This window comes from Pseudomonas sp. SST3 (assembly GCF_003325755.1).
Window position 1 is genome coordinate 1 of sequence record NZ_QORI02000235.1, and the last position, 1,364, is coordinate 1,364.

Genomic DNA, 1,364 nt, shown 5'->3' on the forward strand with positions numbered 1-1,364 from the left:
ATCACAGAAGATACGGTTCATAGCTAAACAAGCAACCAGCGCTGATGCAGTGCCCCATATCTGTCAGCTAGCAAGGACAACTCTTCTCAACGCCGCTCCTCAAGCCTGCCAGCTAACCAGATGTCAGCGGCTTCGGAGTAGTGCCTTAGCAAGTGTTTCGCCTCGAGACGTATCGATTCGGGCAGCGATCGATCTCTAGACAGTTCTCGTAAGAAGTCGCGCGCGTGCACAATGGCGGCCGTAAGTTCTTCAACCATGGTCATGGTAGAGCTCCCAAATTGTGACCGGGGGACGGGGACGGGGGGACGGACAGCTAACTGCAAGCTAAGTCGCCATATAGAAAGATTTATGCTGCCGTCCTCTATTAAATCGCTCTGAACGTCAAGTGATGCGGTGTGCTGAGCCAAGCTCATAGCCCTTTCAGCCCCTCGTTTCTCTATCGAGAACTGCCAGCCGTTGACCGATTAGCAAATCGGTGGCCCGTCAGGGATCAATAAAATCGCCGTTGCGCGCTCAGGCATGGCACCATCTGCCAAGGCCGTATAAGAAAAATTACTTTTGAAAATTTTTTCACCTTTACCAGGGGAGTATGTTGCTTCGGCGCTTAAGCGAGGGAACGAACTGCTCGGCATTAAATATTTATTAACCGAAGATTTCTATATAAAGCCAGTTCCTCGAATCGGATTCGGAACCAGCAAGTCCGATAAAATTGTAAAAGCGGAATGGCGCGATCACTCAATATTTGAGTATCCTAAATTTCTGACTGAACATAACATTGCCGAAGATGTTTTAAATTATCACACTTTATACCCCCTCACCGCAGCACTAGGCCGCTCCCGAGGCCATACGATCATTACTCCAAAATACAACTGGATGAGAATTTGCCCGGACTGCGTGTTAGAAGATTATGAAATTCATGGAACTGCATATATACATCGCAGGCATGTCCAGATTTCTGTGCAGGTTTGTAGTATCCATGGCTTAAACCTAATAGAAACCTGCCCCAGCTGTTCGATCCCTGTGAGCAAGCATGAGATAAACCGATTAGGATTGTGCAGGAACAAATATAAAAGTTCAATACGACAACTGAACTCATCACGACATATGTACGCAAAATTTATTGCAGATATGCTGAACTATCGCGGCGTTATGATTAAACGAGATCTAGCCGAATTTATTGTAGACGGTACTACATTCATAAAGTACAAAAATGAAATCGAGCGTAAGCAAGAATATTTGGACATATTCAAGATCATAAAACGCGAGCTTGGCCTACAAGTTAGAAATACCAACTTCAGTAACTTATCTGATAATAACTTCGCAATCAGCGCCTTTTTAGGCTGCGGGACTGCTGAAAGATATCT

2 protein-coding genes are annotated in these 1,364 nt (G+C 45.5%); one reads left to right on the top strand and one right to left on the bottom strand.

The features are described from left to right. Positions 1–86: 86 nt before the first annotated feature. Positions 87–413, bottom strand: coding sequence for a BPSL0761 family protein (locus DQ405_RS28415; protein WP_052462811.1), 327 nt, complete (start codon positions 411–413; stop codon positions 87–89). A gap of 145 nt (positions 414–558) precedes the next feature. Here DQ405_RS28415 and DQ405_RS26955 point away from each other — a divergent pair. Next, positions 559–1,364: hypothetical protein (locus DQ405_RS26955; protein WP_206678952.1), on the top strand; the 806-nt coding region annotated here is incomplete at its 3' end.

Bases quoted from the DNA above. Each gene is read 5' to 3' on its own strand.
- DQ405_RS28415 (WP_052462811.1), bottom strand. From the start codon at position 413: ATGAGCTTGGCTCAGCACACCGCATCACTTGACGTTCAGAGCGATTTA.